Genomic DNA, 23,569 nt, shown 5'->3' with positions numbered 1-23,569 from the left:
CCCTGCTGACACGGCCACGGTCGGCATGCCATTGTAAGGTCAACGTGTTCCGTCTCCAGGAGAGCGCGTACTACCTCCAAGGAAGAGGCGCTAAGCCGATGAGCATCGTCCAGGAAGAGTGCACAAGGGAAATCAGGACGTTCAGCATCCAGCTCGTTGATAGAGCGAAAAACCCTGAGCCCGGCGGCTTCATAATGCCGGGCAAGGGAATAGAGCAGAGCAGTCTTACCTGAACCCCTGACACCGGAGATAATCCTAAGTGCCCCCGGCCGGAACCCCAGCGCGCGTTGATCACTGAGATGATCCGCCAAACGGGTGGGAAACTCTCGCATGGGGCTCTCCGCCGGCGCGTCCACCAGCCTCATTCGACCAAGTCCTGAGTTGCTTGAGGAACCTCAGGCGTGGACCCCGGATCTGAGGGAGACTGATCCGGCAGGGGCTCAGGTTCAGCCGCTTCGGCAGGTGCTGGGGCGGGGGAAGGCGTCCCCGGGGCTGGCACGACGTCCACGCCAGACGTTACGGCAGGCTGAGGTATCAAAGCCGGGGCCTGACCTGCCGGTATTTCCGCGCCTGGGATGGTAGCGCCAGCCCCATCATTACTGGCGGTTCCAGCCGGTGACGATGTCGTGTTGTCACCGTTCGTCGTAGGGCGGCCTGGTGGCGAGGGTAAGTTTGCGGGCGGGGGCGTGCTTGCCGTTTGCCCTGGGAAGGGAACTAGCTCAGTAGCGTGAAGTTTCGGTTGTGCATCAGTCGGCGACGCTGCAACGTCCGGACTTGGTTCTGTGGCCGTCGCGTCTTTGGGCAACTGCTCAGGTCCAACCGGGGACCCGGGAGAGGGCTGACCTTCGATAGCCTCCGGCGCTATCAGCGGGGCCAGCGTTTCGGTAGTAGGAGGATCTTGGGCTCCGGTAAGCGTCACGATGGACAGGGCCGCGACTGCCCCGGCCATGGCGATTCTTGCCCACGAACGTTGCCTGATGACACGACGCTTAGAATCAGCCGCAGGACGCCACCTCGACTCGCGCCTTGGCCCGTCAGTCAAATCAGTTTCTGCGATTGCAAGCTGCACAGGGGCATTTACAGACGCCTCAGCGGTAATAGGTAGCCGGACCACGGCTTGTTCAGCCGCTGATGCGGCGCCAAGGGAAATAGCGGCATCTGATTCAGCGTCCACGAAGACGGGTCGTGCCGTTCTTTCTAAACCCAGCCGGGCAATCAGCGGAATACGTGCTGAACCACCGGTTAGTACTATGGCTGCGAGATCCTCGCTCTTGACGCCCGCACGATCCATGGTGCCAAGGAGCACATCAATGGTTTCATCCACCTGATCACCTATTGAGTCTTCAAACTCCTCGCGCGTCAGGCGTACCTGGAACTGGGATTCAGGAAGGGGCACCAAGATAATGGTTTCAGGATCAGTCGAAAGGTTCTCTTTGGCTTCAACACAGTGACGTCTGAGCAGCGACAGCGCCGGAACGTTTTGGTTACCGGATTGATGCAATCTTGCAATTTCACCATTTGCGGATTGCATGACATGACGGAGGACGGCGTCGTCGAAACTCGCGCCACCTAGCATGTCCGGGTGTTCGCAGTGGCTTAGGGAACTGAACGTTCCATCGCTGCTCTTCTTGAGCACTGATGCACTGAAACCAGCACCAAGGCTGCAAATGGCTATCACGCTTCCGGTTTCAACGTTTTGCTTGCTCGCAAAGTATGAGGCGGCGGCCATGGATTCGCTCATCAGAGTGACATCATCCAAGCCAACTGCAGTCAACGCATCCCTGAGTAGACCAGTTCTATACTCACCCCACGCGGGCGGATACGACACGATAAGAGATGCGGCATCGGAGCCTTCCAGTTCTTTGACCCGATCCACTGCCCATCGTGTAGCGATGGAGAGCAGGTACTCAGCGAATACGCCTTTTTCCCCTACACGTATGGGAACGGAGTCTCCGACGCGGTGCTTGTACCCGCGGAGAACTCGATCGGGATCCGCTAGACCGCTGGCTTCCGCTTCTTCGCCAACCAACGTGCGACCGTCCTCTGCAAAGAACAGAACGTTCGGTACGGAGACACTGGACAATCCCAAACTCACAAGTCGAGGCTTTTGCAGGCCGCCGGAACCCCACTCTGCGGCGGCACACGTTATCTGATCTGTTCCGACATCGACGGCAAGAACGTACGCCATGAACCCCCCCAAGACGTGAACGGCACGGCACCGCCCCGTCTCCGAAGGTAACACGGGTCCATGGAGAGTTCATAGCTTAATCCAAGAAAAGGATTAATTGGTGTTGAGCGCCGTCAGCCTCGTACCGTCGACGAAAATTACTGACGCGCCCACCACTGAGCCCCTGATAAACCGGCTGGATCGACGTCGTTCCGCTTGGGCCCCGACGGGTCCAGCTTCCAGACCACGACTTCATCACGGGGGCCAAGACGGTCGAGCATCCGTTCCGGCTCTGGACGGCTTACCCGGGTCCCCACCCCGGTGAGTTCAGAGAAGGAGCCGGAGCCCGTGGGGGATCGCCTATCGGATCAGCTGGTCACTTGGAGGACTGAACACGGTCGAGTCGAAAACGGCGCGTGCCTCTCTCATCAGCTCCGGATTGATCGATTCGTCAATATAGCCCACCGCGACGAAAGCCCGCTGGCCCTCCAAGTCGACCACCCGGTAGGTCTCGTGTTCATTCTGAGTTGAGTACAAGCGTGAGCAGCCCTGAGTATGTAGTGCGTGGATGCATAACTTGCCGCCGTCGCAGGCGTTGAAGTCCACGCTGCCCTCGACGGAGTGGTCGAACTCGAAGCCGGCGTAATCGCCCACCATGACCTTGACGGGAGGAGTGCTTGCCGTTGACGACTGCGCCGCCATAGCCCTAATGAAGGCCTCGACCGACGGACCGACATCGGCAAGGGCGCCCCTCCAGGTGCATGCGTCCTGCGCCACATAGTCCGCGGACCCAAGAGTCAGGTAGACAGCCCATTCAGCCGGGTGGTCCGGATCATCCTTGCCCAGGCTATTGCCGTCGAAAGCAAACCAGCCGCCTGGGACGGTGATCTCGAAAGGCTCCTTGTAGCCGGCGACGGGGACTAGATATGTGCCGGCGTCGATATCACCACTCTCCGGCAGCGGTGGCACTGTGCGAGTGCCGCGACTCTCCGGCAGCGGTGAGACCGTACGAGCCTCCGAAACCTGAGAAGTGGCAGACGGGAGGGGCGCGTCGTCAGACTCATACTCGCACCCGCCGAGACATCCAATCAGTGCGATAGTCACCAAGGGCAAGAGATGGCGCGACCGCTGAGCGGGCTTTTCGAGGGGTGTCACAGAACTCATTGATCCACCAGGCCGCTACAAGGCGCTGTGAGGCCCCGCAGCCGAGTGGCCCCGCGGGCGGCCCAGGATTGGATACCGTCACCTCAAGTCTCCTCCGGCAGAAAACCCCTGACAATGAAGAGTTCGACTGAGATCAGTTTCGACTCATACATGCCCCGAAATGACAGGACCGCCCTGCAGCGGCGCTGCGAATCGTGAGAACATCATTGAGTGACCGACAGTACTTCGCTTGAGCTGCCGCCCCTCTACGAATCCCTCACCTGGCTTACACCGCTTTCCGAGGAACGCGCCGCACACCTTGTGGCGTTCTTGTCCGACCCGGCGCCGGCTGAGGTTCTGGACATGGGGTGCGGATGGGGTGAACTACTACTTCGGGTTTTGACGTCGGCCCCGCAGGCACGCGGACGCGGAGTGGACAGTGCTTCCGCGTCCATCGACCGAGCGAGGCAACAAGCATTGACTCGTGGGCTGCTCGACAGAGCGACGTTTGATTCGATGCCTGGCCTAGAAGCCCAGGATCGCCCCGCAGACGCTGTCATCTGCATCGGCGCGAGCCAGATCTGGGGGCCTCCGGTAGAGGACGCGCAGCCGCTCGACTACGCCGCAGCCCTGCGCGCCCTTCGAGCTCTGGTGCTTCCCGGCGGCCGACTCGTCTACGGCGAGGCGATCTGGTCGGCAACACCTCATCCGGCTGCCACCGCCCCTCTGGCTGGACGTGATGACGAGTACCTAACGCAAGATGCGTTACGCGAGCAGATCCGCGCCGCTGGTTTCGAGGTGGTGAACGACGACCAGGCAAGCGTTCAGGAGTGGGACGTCTTCGAGGCCGGGTATCGCGACAGGTTTACCCGTTGGCTAGAAGCCCACGAAGCCGACCATCCCGCCGCAGAGCAGGTCCGTCGGCGATATGAGGAACAGCGCGCTGCATATGAAGAGGGCTACCGAGGCGTACTCGGGATGGCGTATTTCTGCCTAAGGGGGTAGGAGTCCACTGCGACTCACCGTCATGTGACGCACAGACATGCTGGCGTTCCACCAGCGGATCCTCTACCGGGGCAACTCATCACTGTGAATTCAGGCAAGCATATGGTGGTTGAAGTCAGCGCCGCAGCGGTGTCCACCCTGACGGAAGCATGCCAGTGATCTTTGCCCGTACAGAATCAGCCTCCGCTGACCAACCTTGAGCGGCCAGCGCATCATGGAAGACACCCCGAGCAATGCGCAAACCCAGATCCGGGTGGTTCATTCCAGGGGCTCCGCCGCGCCGAGTAGAGGCACGCACGCTCCACGGCTTGTCAGCGAAACCTCCCCCACGGAAGACACGGTAATCTCCGTAGCGGGCAGGATCGAGCAAATCCCAGCACCACTCCCAAACGTTTCCAAGGGTGTCCTGGAGCCCGAATGCGTTGGCTTGTTTCAGCCCTACCTCTACGGGGTTCTCCAACTCATCATTGGCTGTCCACGCGATGGCGTTGAGGGGTCCATAGTGCGGCCCCACTGTGCCGGCGCGGCATGCATATTCCCATTCGGCCTCAGTGGGCAGACGGTACCCGGAAGCGCCCGTCTGCCAACGTATGTCCCCTGCCTTGCTGACATACGCAGGGGCAAGACCTTCGTTCATTGAAGCTGCGTTACAAAACTTCGTGGCTTCGACCCAACTAATACCTGTCAGAGGTATCCGGGAACCCGTTTCGCTATGACTCATCAGGTGCGCGAACTGAGCCGTGGTGACCGGGGTGGCGGCAATCTCGAATGGCTCCAGATGGACGGCCCAACGGCGGCCCCGTCGCGCGTCGTGCATCTCCACGTGCCCCGCCGGTAGCGGACGAAGATCAAAGGTAGACATTCCCCAAGGCTCCCATGAAGTTCACTGCGGCCACGCAGTTGCTGCCTCAACGGGCGAGTATGAACTGTTCGAGCACAACAAGCGATGAGTCGGTAATTTCGAAGTCGTCGCCAAGTTCAGCTCTCATTGCCTCTGACGACCAGAATTCAGTGTGGCCTAAGCGCCAGTCTGCGACCGTCGCGTACCCCTCTCCCTCAGCCAGGGCGTGACCCAACGGAACATCTCGTAGCGGGACGATCCGGACGGCGGTAGTTTCGATCGTTTCCACCCGTTCTCCGTTCGAATCGATGACCGCACCCCGGTCTCCCACAGCAGGCAGCGGTTCATTACCGACCTCGTATTCATGGAGAAGAGAACTCGTAGCAGTCTTGCGACCAGTCCGGATTGCACTAACGAGGCGATCGCGAAGTGGCCCGGGAAAGGCGAACTCAATGACCGGGAGCTGTTCGTCCATAGGAACAGCTAATCACCGCCCGACCCTGTCCGTATGCCGGTCCCCAACCGGACGCCGTTGCAGCGGATACCTTCGGAATAGATTTGGAGAATGAAAGAAAGGTCGCCGATCGGGTGACGGTGCCTGATGTCAGGGAATACAGTTCCCCGCAGAAATACGTGCCATGTGACCGCAACGCTGGCGGCAGCTCCGCCGTCGTAATGTTGCGCAGGTCACACCCGCCGCATACGCTGGGGGACGCTGCAGCGTGGCAGCAAGGATGAAAGGCAGTACATTGGCCAGCGACAAGCTCTCCGTAGTTGTTCGCGTCGACGTTGACGGCGAACAGATCCAGATCGCAGCGACCGGGCGAGTAACCACCCTGAGCCTCCAGGGGCTCTACCCGGTGGTCCAACGCACCAAGAGCCTGGGCGGCGGACTCGGCGTCGAGATGGACCTTTCCCAAGCGACCATTGACCCGGACGCACTGGATCAACTGCAGGGTTATGCTGCGCTCAACGCGGTACCTTTACGCCTGGCCGCAGACTTCGGCAACGTGACCGCACTTCCATCCCGGGGCCTCCAAACCACCAGCCGCGCCGCCTAAGGCCAACAAACCAAACACCCGCCGTCCAAGCACCAGCCATCCAACAGGAGATACACATGCGCAAAGTTACCGCTGGCCTTTTCCACTCAGTGGACGGCGTAGTGCAGGACCCCTTCAAGTTCCAGTTCGACAGCTTCGACGACGAGCTGGGCACGGGACTCACCAAAATGATCAACACCGTGGACACCGTGGTTTTGGGCCGCGTCAGCTACCAAGAATGGGCGAGCTACTGGCCCAACGCGCCGCAAGACGACGACTTTGCCACCTTCATCAACCCAATCGAAAAGTTCGTTGCCTCCCGGACGTTGTCCGAACCGCTTGAATGGGAGAACGCGCATCTGATCGAGGGCGACGTGGAGCAGTTCGTCACCGATCTGAAGTCCCGGGACGGCGGCGAGATAGCGGTCTGTGGCAGCATCTCCCTGGTCCGTCAGCTGCTGTTCGCGGGCATCCTTGACGAACTCACCCTGATGACGCACCCGGTGGTGGCTGGCAGCGGGCGCCGACTTTTCGAAGACGGCGATCCCCTGCACCGGCTCGCACTGGAGAACCAGTACGCCACCAGCAAGGGCAACATAGTCAGCACATACAGTCTGCGCAAGGACTAAAGCGCCCGACGGCGGCACCCGCCTGCCGCCGTCGGCCCGGCTCAGCGCTCAACCCAGCAGCAACGCTGCGCCCAGTTCGCTCTCGGGTACATCAACAGTAGCGGGTCGCCGTGGTTCAAGGGAGCTGAAGCCCTGCGGGTGAACATGGTGGGACGGGATCAGCCCCAGGTACCACCCCGCAGCGAGCAACGTCACCACGCAGACGGAGGAATTGAACCCCCATTCCTGAAACCATGGAAGTGACGAGTGAAAGGAAGTCATGGGGGAATGGGTGTGGCCGGCATACGTGGGCGTGCTGGGAGGAGTACTCCTCTTCGCAATGTTCATGGTGCCGATCATTGCGGTCCAGTACAGAATGTATGGCCGGTTCACGTGGCGTAGGTTCCTTGGAGCGGCAGGACTGAGTGTGTACGGCGTGGCACTCGTGGCGTACACGCTGCTGCCCCTGCCGGACCCCGCCCTTCTGCAGTGCCCACTTGGCGGCAGCTCGTTCCAAGCCGTCCCGTTTCAGTTCCTGGATGACATCCAGCGGGAAACAGCCGGGCTTGGGATCACCGGAACACTTGCCAGCCGCGCAACGCTGCAAGTCGTGTTCAACGTGGTCCTCTTCATACCGTGGGGCGTGATCGCGCGGCGGTATCTCTCGTGGAACATACCGGTTTCTGTCCTGACCGGCGCCATCGCATCAGGTCTTATCGAGACCACGCAATTCACCGGCCTCTGGGGAATCTACGACTGTTCGTACCGTTTGGCAGACGTTGACGATTTCATCACCAACACGCTGGGCGCCCTGATCGGCGCACTCATCGCACCTCTTGTCCTGTGGTTCATGCCACAACGCGGGGAGCTTCGCGCGTCCCGCTGCCAGAGCCGTCCTGTCACTGTTTGGCGTCGCTGGCTAGGCATGATCATCGACTACGCGGCACTGACGTTCCTCGGATTCGCCTTTGTAGTCACCTACCGGACTGCGCTGCTCACCCTCGGTGCGGAACTGCCCGGTAAAGACGACACCACTTCCCTCGTCCTTATGCATCTGGTGCCCGGTTTCTTGGCGTTCTACCTGCCGGCGCTCGTGGGCTCGGGCGCCTCGCTCGGCCAGCGCGCAGTGTGGCTCCAGCCGCAGTGGCCGGCCACCCGCCGTCGAACATTGCTCCGGGCGAGCGTCACCGGCGGGCTGTACGTCACGCTGACTTTTCTGGGTGGGCTGTATCCGTCGGCCGTCTTCGGGTTGCTGAGCGGCCTGTTACTGCTCGTGGCGTTCGTGGCCGTTCCGCTCACCAAATCGCGAGGACTTTCAGGGCTGTTGACTGGCACGCAGATGGTGGACGCACGCGAAAATGCACGACGGCGGGTGGCTGGTTCGGCTGTGCAGGCAGACTGATGCTGCGGGCTACTCCTTCGAGGCGTCGATCAGACCCTGCAGGGCAGCGCGGGTATTGACAAGGTTTGCGATGCGGTTGTCATAGTCCTCCACGTGGGCCATCAAGGTGGGAACCGCGCATGGCTCCAACCGCCCCGGCTGGTATATGCAGTCGATCAGTTCCCGGATGACGCTTGTTGGAAGCCCGGCTTCCAGCAGTGAGCGAATATGCCGTACCCGCTCCACGGCGGAAGACCCAAACAGTCGCTGTCCGGTGGGAGACCGTTCGGCGAACAGAAGCCCACGGCCCTCGTAGTAGCGCAGCAAGCGTGGTGCCACACCGGTTCGGACAGACAAGTCACCCACCCGGAGCATTGACTCGCTTGCCTTTGACACTGGTGTCACCTCTTACGTTCGGTCCATGACAAATTCGAAGATGTATCTCAACGGTAGTACTCCCACGGCCGAGGACCTGGCCCCTCTGGCATTTGCCGGCTATTCGCATTTCACAGCAATGCAAGTTCGTGGCGGGCGCGTGCGTGGTTTGGATTTACATCTAAAGCGTCTCAGGGAGGGAAGTGACCTGCTCTTCGGGCATCACCTCCCCGACTCTCGCATCCTTAGTGAGGTAGGTGCTGCTGCGGGCTCAGCGGACTCTTCGATGATGATTTACATCAGCTCGAGGTCCGGCGAATTCAGCTTCACCGCCCAACCCGCCCTTGATGTACTGGTGAAAATTGTTGATCCTGTGACGCCGCCGGCCACTCCTTTAGCACTGGATCTCGTGCAGCACGAACGCCATCTGGCACGCGTGAAACATGTAGGAGAAGTGTCAAAGACGTTGCTACTTCGCCACGCAAAAGAACGCGGTTTCGACGACGCCGCGTTCATGGATCGCTGCGGGCAGCTCAGTGAAGCAACTATATGGAATTTTGCATTCCGGGACGGTTCAGGAGTGATTTGGCCCCAGGCGGATATTCTCTACGGCGTCACCATGCAGATTCTCCAGAGGCAGCTTCATGCCCAGGGTGTTGTGCAGGAGACCCGGTCAATTGCCGCTGCCTCGGTCAATGAATCGTTGTCTTCCGCTGTCCTTAATTCTTGGAGTCCCGGGATAGGAGTGAAAAGCATCGGTGGCCGGCAGCTGGCGGCGAGCCAGGAGTTGGTGAACCTCCTGCACGACGCCTATCGGCTCGAGCCTCTGGAAAAGATCTAACCTCGGGTCGGACAGAACCGCCCTGCGTGTGGCCGGCCCGGGGGGTCTAAGTCAGAACCGGCCACACTGTCCGCTGAGCGAGCGGACATACGCACGGCCGGCCAGCCATTAGATGGGGCCCTGCTCATGCGCCGTGACCGGCTGAAGAAAGGGTCTCGTCTTCCCATCAGCCGTGACTGCGGTTCCGCATCCGAAATGCACCCAGCAGCCTGTCACTTACTTAGTAGTGAAGCCACAGGGTAAAACGTGACACGGTTCCGGGAGCTTTATTTTTGCCCCTACGGCCCGAACCCTGATCTGAGCCTTGCCCAGAAATAGTAAGCAAGCTTATGGTAGTGATTGCACCGGCACTCATCTGACAAAACCAGAAAGTAGAGCAGCCATGGCAATGACCGAGGTGGCAGACGGTGTCCACCGCTTCTCGGACGCCTACGTGAATTTCTATGTGGTGGAGGGTCGCGACGGCCTCACGCTGATTGATTCCGGCCTACCCGCCATGTGGACACCGCTGGATCAGTCGCTCAAAGCCCTCGGCCACTCCCTCCAGGACATTCGCGCTCTGGTCCTGACCCATGCCCACTTCGACCATTTGGGACTGGCCAGGCGCCTTCACCAGGAGATGGGTATTCCCGTGTGGGTCCATGCCGAGGATTCGTACATTGCGAACCACCCATACCGCTACCGGCATGAACGCTCCCGGTTCGTCTTCGCCTTGACCCATCCGCGTGGACTGCCGGCGATGGCCAGCATGACCAGGGCTGGCGCGCTCAACGTCAAGGGAGTCAGCGACCTCCGCCACTTCCCCGGAACCGGCGCACTTCCTGTACCCGGCAGCCCGGAAATCGTCTTTTCCCCCGGCCATACCAGCGGTCATTGCGGGCTTTTCCTTCGCGAGCGCGGCATCCTCTTCAGTGGGGATGCGCTGGTAACCATGGATCCCTACACTCAACGAACCGGCCCCAGAATCGTCGCCGGTGCCGCAACGGCAGACAGCGCACTCAATCTCGCCTCGCTCAAGGAGCTGGCAAAAACACAGGCCAGCCTGGTTCTCCCCGGGCATGGTGAACCATGGACCAAGGGCATTGAGGAAGCCGTGTCCATCGCACGGGCCAACGGTCCGGCCTAAAGTGCTATTTCTTTCCGGCCTTCAGGTCAGAGACCACCTTGGTGATGCGCCGCGTACGGGTCTCCGGCGTCTTCGCATCCCCGATCGGTTCCACGTACCGCCGCTGGGCGCTGTAGTTGAGCGTTCCGTAGAAGGCCTTCGCCTCGGGCTCGGCGTCCAGCGCGGCCGCAAGATCATCCGGTACTTCCACAACGCGCGGCTGGGTGTCCACTTCCAGGTCCACCTCCACGGTGTCGCCCGCCGCAGCCCCGGTCAGCTCCCGGTTGGCCGAGCTAACGCCCACCATGTACTTCCCACCCATCACGGCGATGCTGCTGCGGTAGCTCTGGCCATTGATGGTCACCACCACCGGCGGCCGCTTGCCCGCACCGAGTTCCTCAACGATCTGGTCAGGAACTTCGATGCCCGCCTTGTTGCCATCGCCCACAATGGTCGTTGCAAATTTCATGTCCCAAGTATGCCGTCGCCCGCTGGTAGACGCACCCCATCAGCTGGACTAGGTTCAACATAACGCCCCGTTAAGCAAGGAGAGGGAACATGGACGAGCAGGACCTTTTGGAACGAATTCAGTCTCTTGTTGAGGAAGAGCACCGACTCCGCGACGCTGCCGGGTCAGCAGACGACGGCGGCGACAGCACCGCGCGCCTGGCTCGACTCGAAGCCCAGCTCGATCAGTGTTGGGACCTGTTACGCCAACGTCGCGCCAAGAAGGACGCAGGCGAGAACCCTGACGAAGCAGAGCCGCGCCCCATCAGTGAAGTGGAGGGCTACCGGCAGTAGCTACGCTCCTTCGAGCACCTGGCTGGTGGCCCACGCGAGGTATTTGGCTGCGTTGGCCACGGCGTCGGCCACGTCCGGGACACCGTCCTTGCGCTGCGCAACGTCCAGCAACTGTGCTGCAGCAACAATGCCGTGCTTCGCCAGGTCTTCCGGCGTCACCGTGATGCGTCCAGCCACTGCGATCACCGGGATGCCGTGCCCGCTCGCGGCATCGGCCAGCGCAATGGGCGCCTTACCCGTGAGCGACTGCTCGTCCATTGAACCTTCACCGGTAATCACCAGATCGGCTTCGCCCAAGTGTTTCGCGAGGCCGGTCAGCCCGGCCACCAGCGCGAAGCCCCCTTCCAGCGCGGAGTCAGTGAAAGCCAGGAACGACGCCGGGAAGCCACCTGCGGCTCCGGCTCCCGGAACGTTGACGTCGCAGCCCGTGGCCTCCCGAAGGAGCGACGCCCAGTTACGAAGACCGGCGTCGAGCTTCTCAACGGCGTCCTCATCCGCGCCCTTTTGGGGGCCGAAAACATGCGCGGCACCTTCCGGCCCGTACAGCGGGTTTTGAACGTCGACGGCGATCCTGAACTTCACGGCGGACAGCCGGGGATCGAGCTCGGAGACATCCAAGGCAACGACGTCGGCAAGGGAGCCACCGCCGAGGGGCACCACATTGCCGGCGGCATCGAGGGGTTTGAGCCCCAAAGCACGCAAGGCGCCGCTACCGGCGTCGGACATCGCAGAGCCTCCCAGACCCAGCACGATCTCGGTGGCACCGGCGTCGAGAGCGGCCGCTACGAGCTGCCCGCAGCCGTAGCTGTGGGCGCGTAGTGCATTTTCAGGCGTCGGCTCCATGTGGGCCAGGCCGGAGGCCATCGCCGTCTCGATGACCGCGCTTGCACCGCCGAAAGCATCCTTGCGAATGGCCCACGAGGCCCCTACAGGCTTGAGGATAGGGCCAACAACTGCGTTGTTCCGTTCCTCGTAGCCTGCCGCAATGGCTGCGTCCAAGGTCCCTTCGCCGCCATCGGCCACAGGGAACTGGGTGGTCACGGCATCCGGGTAAACGCGCAGGGCGCCCTCGGCCATGGCTGACGCGGCTTCGGCGGCGGTCAGGGATCCCTTGAACTTGTCCGGGGCAATGAGGATACGCATGGGTCCATCTTGCCAGCTTGGCTCGGAAAGCGCTTGCCCAGCGCGTAACCTTAGCGCTCAGAGGCGGATCGTGAGCAGGATTCGAGCCCGGGCTTCTAGCCTCGCACCAGCTGCCCCCAAGCGCGCCCGTAACCTCTGGGTGCGCTCGGCGCGAATGGGTGCGGCGCCCACCACAAACGGGTGCGAGCGGCGCGAAAGGGTTCGGTCCCTGCCGCAGCGCTACCCGAAACTACCCGCTAATCACCCGCACGGGAGCCCCAACAAGCCACGCTTTCACGTCTTCGAACGCCCCACCGAAGAACTGCCGGTAGCTCTCGTGCGTTACGTAGCCAATGTGCGGGGAGAGCACCGTCCGCGGTGAATGCAGGAGCGCGTGCCCCGCAGGGAGGGGTTCCTCGTCGAACACATCCAGGGCGGCACCGCGGATCCATCCCTCTTCCAAAGCACGGATCAGTGCTGCCTCGTCCACCAAGGGACCGCGTGCAGTGTTGATCAAAACGCCGTCCGGTCCCAGGAGCCGCAGTTCCTCGGCGCCGACGATTCCCTCACTCCTTTCGGAAAGCCGCAGGTGCAGCGTCACCACGTCCGACTCACGGAACAATTCCTCTTTGCTGACCTTCCGGGCGCCGGCAGCCTCGGCAGTTTCGTCCGTGAGGTTCTGGCTCCACGCGAGCACGTCCATCCCGAACGCCTTGGCGTACCCCGCCATGCGCTTGCCGATTTTGCCCAAGCCAACAATCCCGAGAGTCTTGCCTTCAAGTTCAAACCCGACGCCGGTCTGCCAGCTACCAGCCCGCAGTGAGTTCTCCTCCACAGTCAGGTTTCGGGCAAAAGCGAGCAGCAAAGCCCACGTCAGTTCGGGCGCAGCGGCCGGCGAGCCCGCGGTTCCGCACACCACGATCCCGCGTTCTGCCGCCGCAGCAAGATCGATCGCCGCATTTGCCATGCCAGTGGTTACCAGCAGCTTCAGGTTCGGCAGCGCCTCGAGGACGTCTTGTGGAAAACGCGTTCGCTCACGCATCGCCACAATGATGTCGAAGGGCGCCAAGGCGGCCACGGCTTGCTCTTCCGAAAGGAAAGGAGCGCTGAAGACGCTGACCTTCACGCCGTCATCGAGCAGTGAATCCCACGGGGCGTAATCGCCGGAGACCTGCTGGTAATCATCAAGGATGGCTAAACGGAAGAGGGTCACGCTATTTATCCTTGCGCGGCGGCTGGTGGTACTCAACCCCATCTCACGTTAGGTTTTTGGGTGTGAGCCAAAATGTGAACTCCACCATGCCCAAACCCGAGCACCCCCGCCCACAACTGGTCCGCGAGAACTGGCTGAACCTCAACGGCACCTGGGAATTTGAGATCGACGCCGGCGACTCCGGATTGGAGCGCGGACTCACCACCCGCGAACTCAACAGCGAGATCCTGGTTCCGTTCGCACCGGAATCTGCGCTTTCGGGGATTGAGCACGTCGATTTCATGGAAGCCGTTTGGTACAGGCGAACGGTGTCCATCCCGCAGGAATGGGCCGGCCAGAACGTCCTTTTGCATTTTGGCGCGGTGGATCACGACGCTACGGTGTGGGTGAACGGCGTGGAAGTAGCCCGTCACCGCGGCGGGTTCACGCCCTTCACAGCGGACCTCGGAGGAGTGGCCGAGCCCGGAACGGACGCCGTGATTGTAGTCCGCGCCAGGGACTCACGGCATGAGATGCAGGCCCGCGGCAAGCAGGCCACCTGGTACAACAACACCCACTGCCAGTACACCCGGACCACCGGAATCTGGCAGACCGTGTGGATGGAAGCGGTCCCCGAGGTTCATATCCAGCGCCTCCGCATGACCCCTAACCTTGCAAATTCCAGCATCGCGCTGGAAGCGCCCGTCAGCCAGAATCGCAGCGGGCACACGGTCACCGCCGTCCTCAGCGATAAGGGTGATGTACAGGTTGAGGTTACGGTCAAAGCAGATCTGGACCTTACGCCCTCCCTACGACTGGAGATCCCCGCCGATTCCCTGCGCCCTTGGTCCATCGAGGATCCTTTCCTCTACGACCTCGAGGTCAGCATCCGGGACTCCTCCGGACAGGTGGTGGACCAGGTCAGCAGCTACGCAGCAGTGCGGTCGGTTGCCTTGGACGGCAAAGTGGTACGCATAAACGGCAAGGCCGTCTTCCAACGGTTGATCCTGGATCAGGGTTACTGGCCGGAGTCCCTGATGACCTCACCGGACGATGCTGCCTTGATCAAGGACATCGAATTGTCCATGGCCGCAGGCTTCAATGGCGCCCGGCTGCACGAGAAAGTCTTCGAGGAACGCTTCCTCTATCACGCCGACCGCCTCGGCTATCTGGTGTGGGGCGAGTTTGGCGACTGGGGTGTTTCCGGCGGAGGAACTGTGGGGCACAACCAGAAGCCCACAGCGAGCTTCGTGGCGCAATGGCTGGAAGTGCTGAAGCGCGATTTCAACCACCCCTCCATCATTGGTTGGTGCCCCTTGAACGAGACACATCAAGTGATGCACGATCGCCCCACCGTGCTGGATGACGTCACGGAGGCCATGTTCCTGGCCACCAAGCTCGCCGATCCCACTCGGCCCGTCATCGATGCCTCCGGTTACTCGCATCGCATCCGGGAAACGGACATCTACGATTCCCACTCCTACGAGCAGGATCCGGACCGCTTCCGTTTGGAACAGCAGGGCCTTGCCGACGGAAAGCCGTACATCAACCAAACTGCGGACGGCCAGGACCATTCAGTGCCGTATGCCGGCCAGCCCTACTTCGTCTCCGAATTCGGCGGGATCTGGTGGAACGAACTTGAGGCCCGCCAGTCCGCGGACGGAAGCGACGTCGCCACGTCCTGGGGCTACGGCCAGCGGGTCAGCAGCGAGGAAGAGTTCTACACCCGGTTCGACGGTCTCTGCTCGGTACTGCTGGATAACCCGGACATGTTCGGATACTGCTACACGCAGCTCACGGACGTGTTCCAGGAGAAGAATGGCATCTTTAACTTCGACCGCAGCAACAAGTTCGATGTGGAGAGGATCCGCGCCAGTCAGATCCGGCCTGCTGCGATCGAAATCCGGAACTAGCCCGCGCCGAGGTTCTAGACCCACTCGCCCCGGCGCACCAGGACTTGCTTGAGGAGGTCGAGCCGATCGGAAACGATGCCGTCCACACCAAGATCCAGCAGCCGTTCCATCTCCGCCGGATCATTGATGGTCCACACATGAACTTGTCTACCCAGCCGGTGTGCGCGCCGTATGAATCCGGGCGTCACCACGGGCAACCGGCCATAGCGAACGGGAACCTGGAAAGCGTCGACGCCGGCGAGCAGCTTCCGTGCCAAGGAAACCGGCAGCACAGGCCCAAGAAGAACGAAGAGCGCAGTAAGTGAGCTACCTGCAGAGGACGCCACGCGGCGGGACAGCTTGGAAAGGACTGCGCGGCGGCGCCTATCCGAGAAGCTGGTGACCAAAACCCTGTCATGGACGCCGTGCTTCTCAATAGCCGCCGCCATGGGGCCTACGGAGTTCCAGTCCTTGACGTCCAGGTTCAGCCGGGCGTGGGGCAACGAAGCCACAAGCTCATCGAAAGATGGCACCGGCTCTACCCCGCCAATACGTGCCGTGGCCACCTCAGCGGCCGTCAACTCGGAAACCTTGCCCACAGAATCAGTCACGCGGTCAAGGGAGGAGTCGTGGAACACCAGCAGTACGCGGTCGGACGTCGTGTGGACATCCGTTTCAAGGTGCACGGTTCCGAGCTCCACTGCAGCTCGGAATGCGGCCATGGAATTCTCCAGGCCATCCAAGGAGAAACCCCGGTGGGCGAAGGCCAAAGGGCCCACTGAACCGTCCTTGCGGAGGAAGTAGGGCAATGTCACTCCCGTAGCGTAGCCCATCACAAAGGTGCGGTTAGCTCTCCTGCGGGAGGGCCGCCGTCGTCGATTGCGGAACGATCGCCACGCCGTCACTGACATGCACCAGCGTCCGTCCGCGGCCGCCGTCGAGTTCCACCCAAACCGCCGTGGCATCGCCGGTGACGGCGTCCACCACGCCTGCCCACTCGAAGCCAGAAGTCAGGGTGACATTGACGCGGTCGCCCTGGCGAAGCGAACGCCAGTGATGATCCGGTTCGACGCGCCGCAAAGGTGCGCTGTTGACGTTGATGATCCGACGCTTAGCCATGGTTCCCCCTACAAATTCAATGAGACAGATAAACCGTGCGAACGGGTTCTTGGCTGGCAGCCTACGGAGGCAAGTTGAACGCAGGTTGTATGGAAGCTGGGAACAAGGTGACACTGCGGGACTGACAAACTAGGGGCATGACTGTGTTGATTGCCGGCTGCGGCGACCTTGGAACCGAAGTTGGTCTGCGCTTCGCAGCTGCGGGCCATGACGTGGTGGGCTTGCGGCGGTCCCCCGAAAAGCTGCCCGCCGAAATCAGAGGCGTCTTTGCGGACCTCTCCACTGAGCTGCCGGAACTGCCGGAGGATGTGGACATAGTTGTGGTGGCAATCGCCGCCGACGCGTCCACCGAAGAGGCTTACCGGACGGCGTACCTGAACGGCATAAAGAACGTGCTGGACGCCCTGAAACGGCAGGCCATCGAGCCGCGACGAATCCTGTTTGTCTCTTCCACGGCTGTGTATAAGGATTCCGGCGGAGCCGTGGTGGACGAATCCACGCCCACGGAGCCCACACGGTTCAGCGGCAAGGTCCTGGTGGAAGCCGAAGACCTGCTGTTCAGCCGGACCTTGCCGCTGACCAACATCCAGCCCATCTCCCTGAGGCTGGGCGGAATTTACGGGCCAGGACGCACCCGCCTGATCGACCAAGTGCGGAACGGCAAGGCTGTCATCCCTGCCCAGCCCCGGCACACCAACCGTGTCCACAGGGACGACGCCGCAGCCATGATCGTCCACCTCACCACCATGGAAGCCGCTCCGGACTCCGTCTACATCGGGGTGGATGACCTAGCGGCCGAAATGGGTGACGTCATGCGGTTCCTCGCCTCAAAGATGGAGTGCCCGGAACCCCCGACGGCGGCACCTGAGGGCGCCTCCGACGCCGGCCCTGGCGACAAGCGCTGTTCCAACCATCGCCTCCGCGCGACGGGCTTCGAACTTACCTTTCCCAGTTACAAGGAGGGCTACCGCGCTTTGCTGGCCGGTGAGGGCGTGCGGCATCCGTGAAACGCCAGGCTCCTGCCGCTTCGCAGGCACAAGGGTGGGGGCGGATCTACTTCGCTGTACAAGCCGCGGCCGGGCTGGCGTGGTGGGTGGGAGTTTTCCTGTCACCGGCCCTACGCACTGCCACCCTCGGCACTCTGGACCCCGTGGCCGTGGCCGCCTTCGACATCCCTTTGTTCGTCATCGCCTCAGGCGCCGCGGCGTTCGGCGTCAAGGCAGCAGCCGGGGTGGCCGCTGGCTGGACTGGCCTGGTTGCCATCGCCTTGACCGTCTACGCGACAATCACTACCGAAGCAGGGTGGGGCGTCCTGATTATGGTGGCCGCCGCCGCTTGTTCAGTGGTTGCGCTGTTTTTTGTGGTGCAGGGCCGCGTGCCTACGGAGTTGATGGTGCGGGGACCATTCGCGTTCCGTCCGGCGCCCACCCGACGCGGTATTGCAGCCAACGTGGGGGCGACCATGGGCCAACTGATCTTCTTCTGGGGTTTCTTCCTGGTGGTACTTCCGTCAGTTATTTGGTGGCTCGAGCAGCGGTGGGACGTTTCCGTGCCGTTCCCCTCCGCCGCAGCGCCCGCCGGCCTTGTGGTGCTGGTGCTCGCCAGTTCGCTCGGTATCGCTTCCGCGGTGACCATGTCATCTGCCGGACGCGGAACCCCTTTGCCCTCGGCCATGCCTAACCGACTGGTCATCGCCGGGCCATACAGGTGGGTCCGGAACCCTATGGCGGTGGCGGGCATTTCCCAGGGGGCGGCTGTTGGCCTGATGCTGGGTTCGTGGCTGGTGGTCGCCTACGCGGTTCTTGGCTCGCTCCTGTGGAACTACGCTGTCCGGCCACACGAAGAAGCTGACCTGGAACGCCGGTTTGGCACCGATTTCGAGCGATACCGCGATTCAGTGCGCTGCTGGATTCCGCGCCTCCGACGAAACTAGACCCGCTGCTCCGTGAGCTTTGCCTCGAGAATCTGGGCCACGCCGTCGTCGTCAAAATGCGGCGCCTGCTGCCCGGCGGCGAGGATGGCTTCCGGGTGTCCGCTGGCCATCGCATAACCGTGACCAGCCCAGCGAAGCATTTCGATGTCGTTGGGCATGTCCCCGAACGCCACAACGTCAGCGGCCTCGATCCCCAGAGAATCGGCGTACTTGGCCAACGTAACGGCCTTGTTGATGCCCGGGACGGACATTTCCAGCATCGCGGTCCGTGGCGCTGAGTGTGTGGTGCTCACCAGGTGCGCCACGGCCGGCTGCACTTCGGCAAGGAACTCGTCCGGCGTGCCTTTGCGGGTGATCGCCAGGAACTTCACGACGGCGTCATCCGCCGTGAGCGTCTCGGCCAGCGGTTTGGGGGTGAACTCCGCTAGTAGCTCGCTGGTTTCGTTCTCTATGAAGCCCGGCTCAAGCTGGAAACCCGTGAGAGTCTCAACAGCGAACAGGGCATCAGGCCGGATGGATTTTATGATGCGGCGCGCTTCAAAGACGGATTTGGCGTCCAGGACAGACGAGGACAGGGCCTTCTCTGATTCAAGATCCCACACCACGGCGCCGTTGGAACAAATCACGATCCCGCTGTGACCCAGCTGGTCCTGGAGCGGGTACAACCATCGCGGCGGGCGACCCGTGACGAAGACGAGTTCCACCCCTGCGTCGCGGCACGCCTGGAATGCCTTGATGGTCCGGTCACTGATTTTGCCGTCGTGACCGAGGATGGTGCCGTCAATATCGCTTGCTACGAGCCGCATCATGCCAGTCTACGTGGGCGCAATGGCCCGTAAGGTCGCGCGGTTCAGGGAGCGCGGCATAGTGTGAAGTCATGAGTGAGAAGACCAGAGAAGTCGAAGAACACAGCACCCGCGGGGCGTACGTCACTGGTGACGAGTTCAACCGCGACACCAATTACATCGAGGACAGGATCACCCGTGACGGTGCCGCCGGGCCGAACGGTGAGCCTGGCTGGCCTGTGGAACCGGGCCGCTACCGGTTGATCGCAGCGCGGGCCTGCCCTTGGGCCAACCGTGCCGTGATCGTCCGCCGGCTTCTTGGCTTGGAGGATGTCATCAGCCTCGGGCAGCCCGGCCCCACGCACGACGCCAGATCCTGGACCTTCGATCTGGATCCCGATGGCAAAGACCCGGTACTTGGCATCGAGCGCCTGCAGGAAGCATTCTTCCGCCGTTTCCCGGACTATCCTCGCGGCATCACGGTCCCGGCCATGGTGGACATCCCCAGCGGAGCAGTGGTCACCAACAACTTCCCCCAAATCACACTGGACTTCTCCAGTGAGTGGAAAGAATTCCACCGCCCCGGAGCACCACAGCTGTACCCGGAACACCTGCGCGAGGAAATCGATCAGGTCAACAAGCGCGTCTTCACCGAGGTCAACAACGGTGTTTACCGGTGCGGCTTCGCGGGATCCCAGGAAGCGTACCAAGCAGCCTATACCCGGCTGTGGACTGCGTTGGATTGGCTGGAGGAGCGGTTGAGCGATCAGCGTTACCTGGTAGGTGATTCGATCACCGAGGCTGATGTGCGGCTCTTCACCACCTTGGCCCGCTTCGATGCCGTCTACCACGGCCACTTCAAGTGCAACCGCACCAAACTCAGCGAAATGCCGGCACTATGGGCGTACGCCCGGGATCTGTTCCAGACACCGGGCTTCGGGGACACCATCGACTTTGTGCAGATCAAACAGCACTACTACATGGTCCACGAGGATATTAATCCCACCAAGATCGTTCCCGTAGGCCCGGACCTCTCCGGCTGGCTTACCGATCACGGACGGGAATTGCTGGGCGGAAGTCCGTTCGGTGAGGGCACTCCTCCGGGGCCGGTGAAAGACGGCGAAGAAGTTGCTGACGGGCACGGGGCCGGGTAGCCAGCTGCGCCCACACTCGCGGTTTATGCCACGCCGTGGTTGAGCTCAGCCCGCGTGGGCGGATTCGCGCCTGCCCGTGACACCGTGACAGCCGCCGCACGCGTGGCATGATCCATGATGGCGGCCAGTGTTTCCACTGGCATGGCCCGGAGATCGGACCGGTTCTGCGCGCCGTCCAAGCCATGATCCACAATGGCGGACAACAGCCCTGCCATAAACGAATCCCCCGCGCCCACGGTGTCCACCACGTTCACGGACGGCGCCGGAATCTGGGTTGCCCCTGCCCGCGTGATGCCCCAAGGACCGCGTGAACCGCGAGTCACCACCACCAACGCCGGGCCTTCCTCCCCGCCCAAGGACAGCCAGCGACGCGCGGATTCCACCGGATCAACACCGGGATACAGCCACTCGAGGTCCTCATCCGAGGCCTTCACGACGTCGGCGAGCACCACAAAACGCTCGGCTTGGGTTCGTGCATGCTCAACATGCGTGATGATGCTGGGCCGGCAGTTGGGATCGAAGCTGATGGTGCTGCCCGGGTGGGCATGCTCGACGGCGGCAAGCACCTCCGCGGCGCCCGGCTCCAGGAAGGTGGCAATGGAACCGGTGTGCAGCAGAGTGGAACCTTGCAGCATGAGCGGCAACCGTCCGGCGAGCCCGGGCAGCTCCCAAGCGAGGTCGAACGCATAGGTGGCGGCGCCGTCGTCGTCGATCTGCGCGGTGGCCACACTGGTTGGCTTTTCGTCCGGCGGAAGCGGAACCATCACCGAACTCGAACGGAGGAGCGCAGCAATGGAATCGCCGTACGCATCCCGGCCGTAGCGCCCAATGAACTGCACCGGGTGATCCAGCCGTGCCAGGCCGACGGCAACGTTAAGGGGACTCCCGCCCACGTGCGCCTCAATTCCCGAGGAGCGTTGAACGACGTCCACCAAGGCTTCACCAATGACTGTCAGCATGGGGACCACTTTGCCAGAGGCGAGCCCTCACGAACCACAGATTACGAGAGCAGCCGTTGCACCAGTTCGCGGCATTTCTTGTAGGCCACGGCTTTGGGGTCGATGAGGTCGAAGTGGTCGCCGGGTACGCGCAGCAGCTGGGCCGCACTTCCTGCCGCCGTTGCCGCCGCGACGTACGCCTCGGACTGGCTTGCAGGAACGTCCTCGTCATCCGTGGCATGAACGGCATAAACGGGGACGTTGATGGGCAACGAACTCATGGGGTCCGCATATTTATGCCGCTTAGGGAATCTATGGGAATCGCCGCCCATCAGGTTACAGACGGCACCGTTACTGAGGTTAAGTTTCTCCGCCGCAGCAAGGTTCAGGAGGCCCGACTGGCTGACCACGCCGGTCAGGTGCACAGCGTTGTCCTCTGATCCGCGCTGAAGTTGGCGGTCGGCGTCGGGCGTTCCGATGGAGGATAGCTTCTGCCGTCCGGCAGCCCAGACGGCCAAATGACCACCGGCCGAGTGCCCTAGCGCCACTACTTTGCCGAGCTGAAGGTCATGCTGGCCGGCGATTTCGGACAAGTGGTCGATGCCGGCCAAGATGTCCTCGAAAGTATGGGGCCAACCACCGCCATTTCCGGCCCGCCGGTACTCGAGGTTCCACGCGGTGATGCCATGCGCTGCGAGATCGCGCGCAAGGGGTTCACCGAGCTCAGCGCCGTACTGTGAGCGCCAGTAGCCGCCATGGATCACAACGGCGATTCCTCCTGCGACCGTAGACGCGCCGCGATGGTTTCCGTTGGTCGGTTCAGGTATGAAGAGTTCGCCCCATTGGCTGGGGTGTTCGCCGTAGCTGTACTTGTGCCGCAACATTGCGCCCTCCTTTGTACTGAGCCTATCGTGACGTTTCGGAAGTTTGGCTAGAGGCACCCCGACGGCGGGTGGCTCGGTTCAGTGTCGGACCCGCCCCGTAAGCTGGGGGCATGGCAAGCAATTGGGACAGCCTGGACCAGGCTCAGCGCGACGCAGTGGATGCGAACGTGGCGCTCTATGAGCGTGTTCGCCCTGCATTGAAGCGGGTCACACGGGATGTGCTGCTGACTTTGCGGGACATGTTGAACGACGCCGAGGTCACTCCCTTGTTTGTCACGGGACGGACCAAAACGGTGGAGTCGTTCCGCGAAAAGATTTCCCGCACGGATGATCCTTTGGAGCCGGGCGGGTCGCGGGTGTTGAAGTTCCCGGACCCGTTCCGAACGTTGAATGACATGGTGGGCATCCGCGTCATCACCAAACTGCCGGCGGAAAACGCGGCGGTAGCCAACATCATCAAGCGGCAGCGGCAACTCTTTGATTGCCGCGGCGATCGCGAGAAGGACATCGGCTCCATCGAGTCCGGAACCTATGGATACTCCAGCCGCCACCTCATTCTGAGGACCATCCAGAACGAGGCTGTTAAGGAATATCAGCACGTCTTCAACCCTGATATGCCCGCCAATGGCAGCTATTTCTTCGAGTGCCAGATCCGCACCGTGTTTGCGCATGCTTGGAGCGAGATCGAGCACGACATCCGCTTCAAGGCCGAAGACCCGCGCGCTTGGACGCCGCATTTCGACCGCCAGTTCACAGCCACCGCGGCCATGCTGGAAACCGTGGAGAGCGCCTTCGCCGATCTTCACGAACGGTACGAGGAAGTCCGTGGCTATTGGGATCTTGAGGGCGATGGCGGCATGCCCCTGACGCCCAACCGGGTCCGCGATGTCTGGCGCACGCTGCTACCGCACGTTGACCGTAAAGTTGATGATGACTGGGGATGGGCTGCCGAACTGCTCGCCGCCCACGGACTCACCAAAACCGTGGAGCTTGCCGGACTGCTCAGCGCCAACCGGATCACCGAGGTCCGCAAGGCCCTGGATCACCGCTACTCCCCCGGACCGGACCGCCTCCTGGATGATCTCCTGCTCTGGCAGTACGGAACCGAACACATTGATCTCACCGCTGAGGCGCCCGACGTCGTCCCGCACCCGCGGCGCGACAGCCTCCAGCGGCGTCTCAAGCAGATTGAGCGCTACCGCCAGACTGCGCTTTAGGACAACTGCCGCTGTAGTACAAAACT

At 61.9% G+C, this 23,569-nt stretch carries 27 protein-coding genes; 13 read left to right on the top strand and 14 right to left on the bottom strand.

The features are described from left to right. Positions 1-98: 98 nt before the first annotated feature. Entirely contained in the window at positions 99-233 is a 135-nt protein-coding gene (locus J7I86_RS22895) for a hypothetical protein (RefSeq protein ID WP_286179797.1), read from the top strand. A 128-nt stretch (positions 234-361) separates the two neighbouring features. On the opposite strand, the gene J7I86_RS23305 is transcribed toward J7I86_RS22895, so the two are convergent. Then, positions 362-2,188 carry an Hsp70 family protein gene (locus J7I86_RS23305; RefSeq protein ID WP_214820969.1) on the bottom strand — a complete coding sequence of 609 codons (1,827 nt, stop codon included), beginning with the start codon at positions 2,186-2,188 and terminating at the stop codon, positions 362-364. A 339-nt stretch (positions 2,189-2,527) separates the two neighbouring features. Further along, complete coding sequence (locus J7I86_RS14655) at positions 2,528-3,136, bottom strand: hypothetical protein (protein ID WP_309476736.1); 609 nt, start codon at positions 3,134-3,136, stop codon at positions 2,528-2,530. 405 nt (positions 3,137-3,541) lie between these two features. Between J7I86_RS14655 and J7I86_RS14650 the strand changes: the two genes are divergently transcribed. After that, complete coding sequence (locus tag J7I86_RS14650; RefSeq protein WP_214820965.1) at positions 3,542-4,315, top strand: class I SAM-dependent methyltransferase; 774 nt, start codon at positions 3,542-3,544, stop codon at positions 4,313-4,315. Between the two features lie 115 nt (positions 4,316-4,430). Here the strand turns inward: J7I86_RS14650 and J7I86_RS14645 are convergent, their stop codons facing one another. Further along, positions 4,431-5,177: an SUMF1/EgtB/PvdO family nonheme iron enzyme gene (locus tag J7I86_RS14645; RefSeq protein ID WP_214820963.1), complete on the bottom strand. Its 747-nt coding sequence runs from the start codon at positions 5,175-5,177 to the stop codon at positions 4,431-4,433. A 46-nt stretch (positions 5,178-5,223) separates the two neighbouring features. Continuing rightward, complete coding sequence (locus J7I86_RS14640; RefSeq protein ID WP_214820961.1) at positions 5,224-5,631, bottom strand: ASCH domain-containing protein; 408 nt, start codon at positions 5,629-5,631, stop codon at positions 5,224-5,226. Between the two features lie 259 nt (positions 5,632-5,890). Between J7I86_RS14640 and J7I86_RS14635 the strand changes: the two genes are divergently transcribed. Both J7I86_RS14635 and J7I86_RS14630 read left to right on the top strand, forming a co-directional pair. Beyond that, complete coding sequence (locus tag J7I86_RS14635; protein WP_214820959.1) at positions 5,891-6,217, top strand: hypothetical protein; 327 nt, start codon at positions 5,891-5,893, stop codon at positions 6,215-6,217. Between the two features lie 56 nt (positions 6,218-6,273). After that, on the top strand, positions 6,274-6,825 hold the full coding sequence (locus J7I86_RS14630) for a dihydrofolate reductase family protein (RefSeq protein ID WP_214820957.1): 552 nt from the start codon (positions 6,274-6,276) through the stop codon (positions 6,823-6,825). Positions 6,826-6,873: 48 nt separating this feature from the next. Here J7I86_RS14630 and J7I86_RS14625 read toward each other — a convergent pair whose 3' ends face one another. Continuing rightward, positions 6,874-7,086 carry a hypothetical protein gene (locus tag J7I86_RS14625; protein ID WP_214820955.1) on the bottom strand — a complete coding sequence of 71 codons (213 nt, stop codon included), beginning with the start codon at positions 7,084-7,086 and terminating at the stop codon, positions 6,874-6,876. Between J7I86_RS14625 and J7I86_RS14620 the strand changes: the two genes are divergently transcribed. Next, positions 7,085-8,206, top strand: a complete 1,122-nt coding sequence (locus J7I86_RS14620) for a VanZ family protein (RefSeq protein WP_214820953.1) — start codon at positions 7,085-7,087, stop codon at positions 8,204-8,206. The genes J7I86_RS14625 and J7I86_RS14620 overlap by 2 nt on opposite strands. Before the next feature lie 9 nt (positions 8,207-8,215). Here J7I86_RS14620 and J7I86_RS14615 read toward each other — a convergent pair whose 3' ends face one another. Beyond that, entirely contained in the window at positions 8,216-8,581 is a 366-nt protein-coding gene (locus tag J7I86_RS14615; protein WP_214820951.1) for a MerR family transcriptional regulator, read from the bottom strand. 25 nt (positions 8,582-8,606) lie between these two features. Between J7I86_RS14615 and J7I86_RS14610 the strand changes: the two genes are divergently transcribed. Continuing rightward, the gene (locus tag J7I86_RS14610; RefSeq protein WP_214820950.1) at positions 8,607-9,401 is read left to right on the top strand and encodes an aminotransferase class IV; all 795 of its coding nucleotides are present in this window, start codon (positions 8,607-8,609) and stop codon (positions 9,399-9,401) included. Between the two features lie 382 nt (positions 9,402-9,783). Beyond that, a complete protein-coding gene (locus J7I86_RS14605) occupies positions 9,784-10,527 on the top strand; it encodes an MBL fold metallo-hydrolase (protein ID WP_214820949.1) in 744 nt (247 codons plus the stop codon). 4 nt (positions 10,528-10,531) lie between these two features. Here the strand turns inward: J7I86_RS14605 and J7I86_RS14600 are convergent, their stop codons facing one another. After that, positions 10,532-10,975, bottom strand: coding sequence for a YdeI/OmpD-associated family protein (locus tag J7I86_RS14600; RefSeq protein ID WP_214820948.1), 444 nt, complete (start codon positions 10,973-10,975; stop codon positions 10,532-10,534). Positions 10,976-11,064: 89 nt separating this feature from the next. On the opposite strand from J7I86_RS14600, the gene J7I86_RS14595 reads away from it, so the two are divergent. Beyond that, on the top strand, positions 11,065-11,307 hold the full coding sequence (locus J7I86_RS14595) for a DUF2630 family protein (protein ID WP_214820947.1): 243 nt from the start codon (positions 11,065-11,067) through the stop codon (positions 11,305-11,307). On the opposite strand, the gene J7I86_RS14590 is transcribed toward J7I86_RS14595, so the two are convergent. Together J7I86_RS14590 and J7I86_RS14585 are read right to left on the bottom strand one after the other, a co-directional pair. Further along, entirely contained in the window at positions 11,308-12,450 is a 1,143-nt protein-coding gene (locus J7I86_RS14590) for a glycerate kinase (protein ID WP_214820946.1), read from the bottom strand. It abuts the gene before it with no gap. A gap of 229 nt (positions 12,451-12,679) precedes the next feature. Continuing rightward, the gene (locus J7I86_RS14585; RefSeq protein WP_309476735.1) at positions 12,680-13,642 is read right to left on the bottom strand and encodes a D-2-hydroxyacid dehydrogenase family protein; all 963 of its coding nucleotides are present in this window, start codon (positions 13,640-13,642) and stop codon (positions 12,680-12,682) included. Positions 13,643-13,716: 74 nt separating this feature from the next. Here J7I86_RS14585 and J7I86_RS14580 point away from each other — a divergent pair, with 74 nt between their 5' ends. After that, the gene (locus J7I86_RS14580) at positions 13,717-15,534 is read left to right on the top strand and encodes a glycoside hydrolase family 2 protein (protein ID WP_214821074.1); all 1,818 of its coding nucleotides are present in this window, start codon (positions 13,717-13,719) and stop codon (positions 15,532-15,534) included. Between the two features lie 14 nt (positions 15,535-15,548). Here the strand turns inward: J7I86_RS14580 and J7I86_RS14575 are convergent, their stop codons facing one another. Together J7I86_RS14575 and J7I86_RS14570 are read right to left on the bottom strand one after the other, a co-directional pair. Then, on the bottom strand, positions 15,549-16,346 hold the full coding sequence (locus J7I86_RS14575) for a glycerophosphodiester phosphodiesterase (protein WP_214820943.1): 798 nt from the start codon (positions 16,344-16,346) through the stop codon (positions 15,549-15,551). Between the two features lie 13 nt (positions 16,347-16,359). After that, the gene (locus J7I86_RS14570; protein ID WP_214820941.1) at positions 16,360-16,632 is read right to left on the bottom strand and encodes a hypothetical protein; all 273 of its coding nucleotides are present in this window, start codon (positions 16,630-16,632) and stop codon (positions 16,360-16,362) included. Between the two features lie 137 nt (positions 16,633-16,769). Here J7I86_RS14570 and J7I86_RS14565 point away from each other — a divergent pair, with 137 nt between their 5' ends. Then, on the top strand, positions 16,770-17,639 hold the full coding sequence (locus J7I86_RS14565) for an SDR family oxidoreductase (protein WP_214820939.1): 870 nt from the start codon (positions 16,770-16,772) through the stop codon (positions 17,637-17,639). Continuing rightward, the gene (locus tag J7I86_RS14560) at positions 17,636-18,565 is read left to right on the top strand and encodes an isoprenylcysteine carboxylmethyltransferase family protein (protein WP_214820937.1); all 930 of its coding nucleotides are present in this window, start codon (positions 17,636-17,638) and stop codon (positions 18,563-18,565) included. The genes J7I86_RS14565 and J7I86_RS14560 overlap by 4 nt, the downstream gene beginning before the upstream one ends. On the opposite strand, the gene J7I86_RS14555 is transcribed toward J7I86_RS14560, so the two are convergent. Next, entirely contained in the window at positions 18,562-19,371 is an 810-nt protein-coding gene (locus tag J7I86_RS14555; protein WP_214820935.1) for an HAD family hydrolase, read from the bottom strand. The genes J7I86_RS14560 and J7I86_RS14555 overlap by 4 nt on opposite strands. Positions 19,372-19,442: 71 nt before the next feature. Here J7I86_RS14555 and J7I86_RS14550 point away from each other — a divergent pair, with 71 nt between their 5' ends. After that, on the top strand, positions 19,443-20,504 hold the full coding sequence (locus tag J7I86_RS14550) for a glutathione S-transferase family protein (protein ID WP_214820933.1): 1,062 nt from the start codon (positions 19,443-19,445) through the stop codon (positions 20,502-20,504). Positions 20,505-20,527: 23 nt separating this feature from the next. Here the strand turns inward: J7I86_RS14550 and J7I86_RS14545 are convergent, their stop codons facing one another. Beyond that, the gene (locus J7I86_RS14545; RefSeq protein WP_214820924.1) at positions 20,528-21,463 is read right to left on the bottom strand and encodes a carbohydrate kinase; all 936 of its coding nucleotides are present in this window, start codon (positions 21,461-21,463) and stop codon (positions 20,528-20,530) included. Between the two features lie 41 nt (positions 21,464-21,504). Further along, a complete protein-coding gene (locus J7I86_RS14540; protein WP_214820922.1) occupies positions 21,505-22,326 on the bottom strand; it encodes an alpha/beta hydrolase in 822 nt (273 codons plus the stop codon). A 110-nt stretch (positions 22,327-22,436) separates the two neighbouring features. Between J7I86_RS14540 and J7I86_RS14535 the strand changes: the two genes are divergently transcribed. Then, entirely contained in the window at positions 22,437-23,543 is a 1,107-nt protein-coding gene (locus J7I86_RS14535) for a GTP pyrophosphokinase family protein (RefSeq protein WP_214820920.1), read from the top strand. The last annotated feature ends 26 nt before the right edge of the window (positions 23,544-23,569 follow it).

Source organism: Arthrobacter sp. ISL-95 (assembly GCF_018613695.1).
In the GTDB taxonomy this organism is placed as follows: domain Bacteria; phylum Actinomycetota; class Actinomycetes; order Actinomycetales; family Micrococcaceae; genus Arthrobacter.
The sequence above is the reverse complement of the archived record's forward strand: the minus strand, read 5'-3'. Positions and strand labels throughout refer to the sequence as shown.